The following is a 7,864-nucleotide window of genomic DNA, read 5'->3' as shown; positions in this document are numbered from 1 at the left end:
TCANAATAAGCCCGTGATTCAGACAGGTTTGAGGTTCAAAGCAGAAAAGCTGTCANAATAANCNCNNGATTTAGACAGGTTTGGTGTTCTGTGAGGAAAAGCTGTCAGAATAAGCCCGTGATTCAGACAGGTTTGGGGTGTTAAGAGGAAAAGCTGTCAAATAAAATGCAGACAAGCTTTAAGTAAAAGGGGAAACTGCTGCCGCTGATATCCGTGTTCCTTTTAATATATAAATTTATAAAAATAATGAACTTTTTACATAGGTTATGACTCTTACATAGGAGCGGGGTGATGGGATGGATGTTGTTCGGTTGGTGAGAAAGGCGAAGAGGGGTAGTAAAGAGGCGTTGTTGGAGCTGATCATGGCGGAGAGGGATGAGATGTATCGGCTGGCCTACACGTATATGGGAAATCAGCATGATGCGATGGATGCGCTTGAGGAGATGATTGTCCGGCTGTATGAAAACATTGGTCAGCTAAAGAAGGAGGAATCGTTTTATAGCTGGAGCAAGACGATTCTTGTGAATGTCTGCAAGGCGACACTTCGCAAGCAGAAGAAGCTGGTGTTGGTCGATGAGTGGCATTCTTCTCATGAAAATGATCGGATTCAGTCTCTTAATAATCCGAATCAGCAAATGGAAATCAGCGAAATGCTCTCTATTTTAAATGACGAGCAAAAAGAAGCGATTCAATTAAAATATTTTCTCGATTTTGATAATCGGACGATTGCGGAGATGACCAATGTGCCGTTGGGAACTGTGAAATCGCGGGTTTTTCAAGGGTTGAAGAAATTGAAGGAACACTTTGGAGGTGAAGGCGATGAAAGAAATTGAGGAAGTATTGAGTGAGGAAAAGAAGCGGGTCGATGCTGTGAAAGCTCCGGCCGGTTTTGAAGCGAGATTAAGGGGCGCGCTGGATGAAAAAATAAATCGGAAGCCAAGGCGCACCTATCCTTACTTCAAACTGGCTGCTGTTGCGGTCATTTTCTTCATGCTCGCGGGCTATAATTACAACGCCTTTGCTTACTATGGAAAAAAGCTGTTCGGTTTTGACGATGTCATCAGTGGAACTATGAAGGATTTGAATGAAAAAGGGATGGGGCAGGTTGTTGACCAGCGGACGACTTTATTTGATGGGACAGAGCTGGTGATTGATGGAATCATGACGGATGAGAATCAATTGGTCATGTATTACACATTGTCTAATCCACAGGGGCTTGAAGACACACTTAGTGACCTTTTCTCTCCAGGGAAAATCACCGGTTTCCTGACAAACGCCCACGTGGAGAGCGGTGTGGCAAAGCTGAATGATGAGGGAACTGAGCTGAAGGGGACCGGGCATTTTGAGCCTGTTAATCCGTTTGCGCGAAAATTGACCCTGCATTTCGACCAGGGTCCAGAAAATAAGGAAGTGCAAATCACTTTCCCTTATGAACCGAACAAAGCGATGCAAACACAGATCAAGCAGTCTATTAAAAAAACGGTGGCAGTCGATAATGGAACACTGACGTTCAAGACGATCACGGCCACTCCCACTACAACGGTCATCAAGGGGACGATGGATGTCCCGGCATTCGATCGAATCCACTATGGCTTTACGGGTGTTGAGTTAATGGCGAATGGAAGATTCATGGATCAACTCGGCAGCGGGGTAGAGACCTCTATGAGTGGCAGCAAGTTTGAGTTGCGTTTCGATGCCCTGCCGGAAAAGTTAGAGTCGCTTGAACTGGTCGTGAAAGATTTCATTGGCTATAAGAAGCTGGATGAACAGATTCCTCTTGCAGAAGGCCGATTCAGCCTGGGCGGAAATGAGCTGTGGATTCAAGACATATCGGTGACTGAAAGAGGAGTAGAAGTCACATTCGCCACTGACAGCAATCTATTGTTGGATGGAGTAAAGATCGAAAGCGGCAACAAGCAGACTGAGCTGAAAACGACGATCAATCAGACTGAGGAAAAACAAGAGGATGGGAGGATCCTTAATAAGCGCACGATGGTATTCGATACGAAGTCCGAGCCGGAATACCTTCTGATTGAAGGCATCCACTATGTGAAACAATACAATAAAAAGGTTGATATTCCTGCCCGATAATGAAGTGGCTCAGAAGCCAACGCATGAACGTAAGATCGAAATGATTGCATAGAAAAAACCACCGTGATGAACTGCACCTCCATTGTTAGTTTTGTGTCTGACAATTTCGGTGCAGTTCATGAAAGTGGTTTTTAATCCCGCATGGCTCCTGCTTCTCGGGAGGTCATTGCCCCCTGGCCAGCCTCTACATCTTTTTGGATTTGCTGTTTTACCTGCTGGGCATCTGTGCCGGCAAATTGGGGAGTTGTCGCAGTGCTACTTTTCGGCTTTTGTTGATTCTGTTCCATATTATAGATTCCTCCTCAGTTATCGTTTTATCAGTATTAGTATTTACTAAAGCAGTATTTATATGTGCTTGGGAGATGGGGTCCTTGGAAGAGCCGTCCCTAGATGCTTATTTGGTCTGAAATGTAAAATTGGCATTGACACCAATATAATATAGGAGTAATTTATATGTATTCATTTTAATAACGAAAACCTTTTTGCTGAATCCTATGAGCGGGGGAACCATTTTTGATAAAGCGATTTTATCTTGGGGTGAATTTTAGCGCATGTGATGCTAAAAGGGGATGCTCTCAATCCCTAATCCGACAGCTAACTCCGTAAGCACGGTTGAGGGAAGGGTCTTATTGGCCATTCTTTATTTGGGATGGTCTTTTTTTGATTTTTAGGGATGGGGACTTCCATCATAAGTTGAAATGTAAAGAAGGGGTATTTTTGGTCAATATATTGAAAAAGAATCGTTTAAAACCGGCTCAGATCATTGTTTTATTTTATGTTTTCGCTGTTTTGATCTCAGCTGCGTTACTTAGCTTGCCGATCGCGTTGAAGCCGGGGGTGAGCTGGACATTCATAGATGTCTTGTTTACTGCAGTGAGTGCGGTAAGTGTAACTGGACTGACGGTCGTGTCGACACCGGATACCTTCAGTACAACAGGTGTTTTCATCCTGATGTTCATCCTCCAGTTCGGGGGGATCGGGATCATGACGCTCGGTACATTTTTTTGGCTTGTGATGCGTAAAAAAATTGGCCTTAAAGACCGGCAGTTGATCATGACGGACCAGAACCAGTCCCATATGTCGGGTCTGGTTAAACTGATGAGGCAGATATTAACCATCATCCTGATGATCGAGGCACTGGGAGCGTTGATTTTAGGGACTTATTTTCTAAGGTTTTTTTCGACATGGGAGGAAGCATACCTTCAGGGAATGTTTGCGGCTGTAAGTGCAACGACGAATGCAGGCTTTGATATTACGGGAAGCTCTATGATTCCATTTGCGCATGATTACTTCGTGCAAACTGTGAATATCATCCTGCTGACCCTGGGAGCGATCGGATTCCCTGTTTTGGTGGAGTTGAAGGATTTTTTCCTGAATCGCAAAAAACACAATCGAGCACATTTTTCTTTGTATACCAAGGTGACTTCCATGACCTTTTTTGCGCTGATGTTCTTCGGTGCATTCGCCATCTTGCTGTTTGAGTATAACCACTTTTTCAAAGATTACAATTGGCATGAATCCTTCTTCTTTGCCTGGTTTCAATCGTCATCCACAAGGAATGGCGGCCTTGCTACGATGAATGTCAGTGATTTTTCTGACCCGACATTGCTGCTTCTGTGCTTTTTGATGTTCATTGGAGCTTCGCCAAGTTCGGTAGGCGGGGGAATACGGACGACCACTTTCGCTGTGATTTTATTGGTCATTATCAACTTTGCAAAAGGGCATAACTCTATTAAAGTATTTGGCCGTGAACTGCATGAAGAAGACGTTCGGAAATCAGTGGTCGTCAGCTTTTTGGCGATCATCCTCTGTTTTGCAGCGGTGGTCATTCTGAATGCAACAGAAAAGTTCTCGATGATGGAGATCATGTTCGAGGTCAGTTCCGCTTTTGGGACAACTGGCTTGTCAATGGGGATTACGCCTGATTTAAGTTACGTCGGAAAGGTCGTCATCATAGCCATGATGTTCATCGGAAGAATCGGGATCCTTTCCTTCGTTTTCTTGTTCAACCGTGGGAAAGCGGAGCCGAAGTGCCATTATCCAAAAGAAAGATTGATTGTTGGATAGCAATTTGAAGAGGGCAGACAAGACGGCCACATAGAAAAACGCTGTTGAGATCAGAATCAACAGCGTTTTTGATGTTATAAAGAAATCTTCATGAATTTGCTGACATCCTTAAATCCCATTTTCTCATATAATTTCATGGCTTTTTCATTGTGGGAATAAACGTTCAGTCTTACATCACTATATCCGTTTTTGCGAAATTCTTTTAAAGCTTCCTCCATCAATAATTTGGAGTAGCCTTTGCCTCTGTAGGGCGCTTTGACATATAGATCATTGATCCAGCCGATTTCATCACCCGTTAAGTAATCAAAAGCTTTATCGATTTGAACCCATCCAACAAGGGTGGCGTCATCCATCAAGCAAACAAAATAGGCATTAAATTTCACAGAATGCTCGTATGCTTCAATCATTTTCTGCCGATTATCTTCTGAATCATGATTCGTTGCTTCTTTACGGTTTACCCCAGCATATTCATAGATTTCGTGGATCTCCGTTTCGGACGCGATTTTAAAGCTCAACCCCATACCTTCACCCTCTTAATGACTATAAATACTAGCCTTATTAATATACGACATTTGTTCACGAAGTCCTTTTCTGATAATCAGGTCTCACGAATGGTGATACCCTGCTTATGTCTGCAGTGTTACCAAGAACATGGGTGGCCGATACTTTATTTTTAAATGTTAGCGTTGCTTCAATTGTCTGCTTGCGATGTTTATTGGCGGAAATATGATCTTATTGGCGATTTTCACCTGTTTTTTGGCGAAAATCCTATTTTATTGGCGATAATGAAGTGTTTATTGGCGAAAACCGATTTTTTTGGCGATTTGGAAATTTTCATCGATTTTTTTCAGTTTAATAATACCAATATGCACCTAAATTTCCTTGAAACTTCCAGTCTATATACCCGTATATAAAATAAGGGATCGGAGGTTGGATAATGAAAAAGATATTTGAAGTTACATACAAGGGTCATCATATACAAGTGGAGAATACATGGTTTAATGGCGAGAGGCTTTATGTCGATGGTAAATTGCAGGATCAGAATCTGGGGTTTGCTTTTGATCGAGCCACTTTGTATGGGGTGATCAAAAGTCATGAAGGTGAAAAACAGAAAATTAAGGTCAGCCTCGGTGGTGCAATCACCGTAGAGTGCCGGATTTTCGTAGACCATGAATTGATTTATCCTGAGCATGGAATTCAGTGAATATAAAGAGCATACCAACTTACTTTTAATTAGGTAGTCTTAGGTAACTGCTACTTATCTTTTTGAAATGGCACAGCATGGTTCCTATGTCTCTGTCTGCCATTTTGTGGTATTGTTGAAGTGATATACAGTTCTCAGATAAGGGTATTCAAGATGACGAAATTTGGGTCAGGGAGAAGGATTTTAAGAAAGTCGTGGCATGCTGCTCTTGATGCTTAAAAATGACTGACTTTTCAAAAAGTAAGTTAGGGACAGCCTTACCGTTCCCAAGGGGGAAGATAGATGATACTGGAAAAAGTAGAGCCGATCTCGACAGCGTCGATCCAGGAGAAGGGGATTGAATCTGTCGTTGATTGGTTTGATAGGTATAAGGATTATTTTTATACGCTGGGCTGGTTCTACGTTCAAAATCAGCAGCAGATGGAGGAGCTTTTTTACCGGTGCATTGTGAAGGTACATAAGGAGTGGCCAAGGTACAAAGGGGGTGTTTCCTTCAGAATATGGGTGACAACCATTTTTATTGAGACTGCGCGTGAGCTTTCGCTGGATGGTGGCTTGCAAGTTCATGAGGATACGCGTCAGGATCTTTTCGAAGCAATCGATTCCCTGAACAGTGATGAAAAGGAAGCGCTTGTCCTCACCTATGCAGTAGGTTTTACCCTTGAGGAGGCAGCACGAATCCTTGGCATTTCGGCCGATAAAATAAAGGGCCTTCTGTTCTCGGGGATTAAGTCTGTCCGGAACAAGCTGTATGGGACCGATTTACATGGCTGTGTAGAGTACCATAGGCATTACATCGATTATCTGGAAAAATCGATGGATCGTCCGGTGAAGATTGAATTCGAAATGCACCTTTATAATTGCCCGGAATGTCAGGCAGATTTGGGGAGCTTTCAGGAAGTGGCGATGGCCAGGTTGAATCAGGTTGAAGAGGTTGATCTGATTGTACCTTCGCAACTCATGGAAAACGTCAAGAAAAGGCTGGCAGAAAAGAAGGAACACCGGAAAAAGAAGACCAAAAAACGTACGAAATGGGCCCTTATTTTTTCAGGTGCTTTTGTCTTCTTATTGGCACTAGGTTTCATGACTGGTGCGCTGCCGAAGGCCTATTATGCATGGACGGAAGATGATGAACAATTACGTTCCTTTCTGCAGGAAGGGCTTGGTGAAAGGCTGAGCCTTGAGGCGGAAAGTGAAGGCGTGTTGTTGAAAATCAAGGGTGTGGTTGCTGATGACTTCCAGACGTTGGTTTTTTATGAAATTCACTCTTTAGAGGAAGACAAGCAATATTTCATGGGTTTTGATGATGGAGTTTCCGTTGAGAACGAATCTGACATTATGAAAACGCAAAGCTATCCACTGTATTCTTTTCCTGATGCTGAAGCAGAAATGAACAAAAATGCGAAGAATGTGTTTTACGGAAAAGTTTCCCTCAGGCCGCTTGAAGAGGATGATGGGCTGATCAAGCTGAGGATCACCAGGATTCAGGAATTGACGAACGACCCTGGCTACAGATTTGCTTTTATGCCTGGTGAGTATAAAACAGGTAATTGGTCATTCGAATTTCCGGCAAAAAAACAGCCATCCCAGGAATACACGATCCATCAGCAAAAAGAAATCGAGGGTGTCCCGGTTCGGATGGATAAATTGGTGATCGCTCCAACGACAACGATTTTACAGTATGCAATCAATACTGAAAAAATGGAGAAACGGATCGATGGGGTGAATTTCCGTACGCTGGAAGTAAACAAGAAAGAAATGAAAGCGGACTTGTATGGCAGCCAGTTTATGGATGCTCAGCACGAAAATGAATGGATGGCGTATCAAACGTACTTTGATCCGCTATTTGGTGAAAAACCAAAAGAGGTTAAAGCACAGTTAGAATCGGTGTATCTATCAGTCGTCAAGCCTGAAACCATCGACCTGGGCGGAAACCAAAAGTTCCCACACACGATTGAATATGCTGGCAGCAGCATCACCATCGATAAGGTCGAAGACGGACCAATGACCAATGTAGTGATCAGTGATAAGGATTTGGAAAATCGCGAATACGAATCGCTTCAGTTCGATTTCCAGGACGGATCTGCAGCCTATCCAAGCATCTCATATGTAGACACTAAGGGAGTGCTAATAGATAAAAATGGCGTCGAATACGACCCGCATTCAGGACCTGTCGATTATGAAAGATTAGAGAAACCTCGTTATTTTGTCACAGAACATAAGCTGGGGATCGAAGGGCTCGAAAAGAAGGATATGAAACTCAAGATTTCAGGCTATAATGCCTTGAAGTATGTCGAGGAAGTCTGGGACCTGGCGCCGGTTAAGGTGTCTGAGGAAAAAGAATAAGGGAAGAAGAATTGGTAACGGTTCTGGTGTCCCGGGTATATGTATCTCTATGGGACGGAAGCACCGTCCCTTTATCATTAGGAACAAATTTACCAAAACAAATAGTATTCTCTTCAGAAAAAGCGTAAAATGGATGCTATACAAAAAAGGAGTGAT

The 7,864-nt window shown here is 43.1% G+C and carries 7 protein-coding genes and 1 riboswitch; of the genes, 5 read left to right on the top strand and 2 right to left on the bottom strand.

Going from position 1 to position 7,864, the window contains the following annotated elements:
- Positions 1-296 precede the first annotated feature (296 nt).
- Together ACNAZ4_RS10020 and ACNAZ4_RS10015 are read left to right on the top strand one after the other, a co-directional pair.
- The gene (locus ACNAZ4_RS10020) at positions 297-833 is read left to right on the top strand and encodes an RNA polymerase sigma factor (protein WP_415814180.1); all 537 of its coding nucleotides are present in this window, start codon (positions 297-299) and stop codon (positions 831-833) included.
- Entirely contained in the window at positions 820-2,091 is a 1,272-nt protein-coding gene (locus ACNAZ4_RS10015) for a DUF4179 domain-containing protein (RefSeq protein ID WP_415814179.1), read from the top strand. The genes ACNAZ4_RS10020 and ACNAZ4_RS10015 overlap by 14 nt, the downstream gene beginning before the upstream one ends.
- A 131-nt stretch (positions 2,092-2,222) precedes the next feature.
- Here ACNAZ4_RS10015 and ACNAZ4_RS10010 read toward each other — a convergent pair whose 3' ends face one another.
- Positions 2,223-2,378, bottom strand: coding sequence for a hypothetical protein (locus tag ACNAZ4_RS10010; protein WP_415814177.1), 156 nt, complete (start codon positions 2,376-2,378; stop codon positions 2,223-2,225).
- A gap of 186 nt (positions 2,379-2,564) precedes the next feature.
- A riboswitch (cyclic di-AMP (ydaO/yuaA leader) is annotated at positions 2,565-2,715 on the top strand.
- Between the two features lie 93 nt (positions 2,716-2,808).
- On the opposite strand from ACNAZ4_RS10010, the gene ACNAZ4_RS10005 reads away from it, so the two are divergent.
- On the top strand, positions 2,809-4,158 hold the full coding sequence (locus ACNAZ4_RS10005) for a TrkH family potassium uptake protein (RefSeq protein ID WP_415814175.1): 1,350 nt from the start codon (positions 2,809-2,811) through the stop codon (positions 4,156-4,158).
- Between the two features lie 74 nt (positions 4,159-4,232).
- On the opposite strand, the gene ACNAZ4_RS10000 is transcribed toward ACNAZ4_RS10005, so the two are convergent.
- Positions 4,233-4,679 (bottom strand): GNAT family N-acetyltransferase, encoded by a 447-nt coding sequence (locus tag ACNAZ4_RS10000; protein ID WP_415814174.1) that lies wholly within the window; start codon positions 4,677-4,679, stop codon positions 4,233-4,235.
- Between the two features lie 416 nt (positions 4,680-5,095).
- Here ACNAZ4_RS10000 and ACNAZ4_RS09995 point away from each other — a divergent pair, with 416 nt between their 5' ends.
- On the top strand, positions 5,096-5,362 hold the full coding sequence (locus ACNAZ4_RS09995) for a hypothetical protein (RefSeq protein ID WP_415814173.1): 267 nt from the start codon (positions 5,096-5,098) through the stop codon (positions 5,360-5,362).
- A gap of 282 nt (positions 5,363-5,644) precedes the next feature.
- Positions 5,645-7,708 (top strand): DUF4179 domain-containing protein, encoded by a 2,064-nt coding sequence (locus ACNAZ4_RS09990; protein WP_415814172.1) that lies wholly within the window; start codon positions 5,645-5,647, stop codon positions 7,706-7,708.
- The last annotated feature ends 156 nt before the right edge of the window (positions 7,709-7,864 follow it).

Source organism: Mesobacillus thioparans (assembly GCF_965138835.1).
GTDB lineage: Bacteria > Bacillota > Bacilli > Bacillales > Cytobacillaceae > Mesobacillus > Mesobacillus thioparans.
This window is presented reverse-complemented; position numbering and strand designations above follow the sequence as displayed.

What these genes read in the sequence shown, in the direction of transcription:
- ACNAZ4_RS10020 (WP_415814180.1), top strand. Translation starts at nt 297, where the DNA reads ATGGATGTTGTTCGGTTGGTGAGAAAGGCGAAGAGGGGTAGTAAAGAG.
- ACNAZ4_RS10015 (WP_415814179.1), top strand. Translation starts at nt 820, where the DNA reads ATGAAAGAAATTGAGGAAGTATTGAGTGAGGAAAAGAAGCGGGTCGAT.
- ACNAZ4_RS10010 (WP_415814177.1), bottom strand. Translation starts at nt 2,378, where the DNA reads ATGGAACAGAATCAACAAAAGCCGAAAAGTAGCACTGCGACAACTCCC.
- ACNAZ4_RS10000 (WP_415814174.1), bottom strand. Translation starts at nt 4,679, where the DNA reads ATGGGGTTGAGCTTTAAAATCGCGTCCGAAACGGAGATCCACGAAATC.
- ACNAZ4_RS09995 (WP_415814173.1), top strand. Translation starts at nt 5,096, where the DNA reads ATGAAAAAGATATTTGAAGTTACATACAAGGGTCATCATATACAAGTG.
- ACNAZ4_RS09990 (WP_415814172.1), top strand. Translation starts at nt 5,645, where the DNA reads ATGATACTGGAAAAAGTAGAGCCGATCTCGACAGCGTCGATCCAGGAG.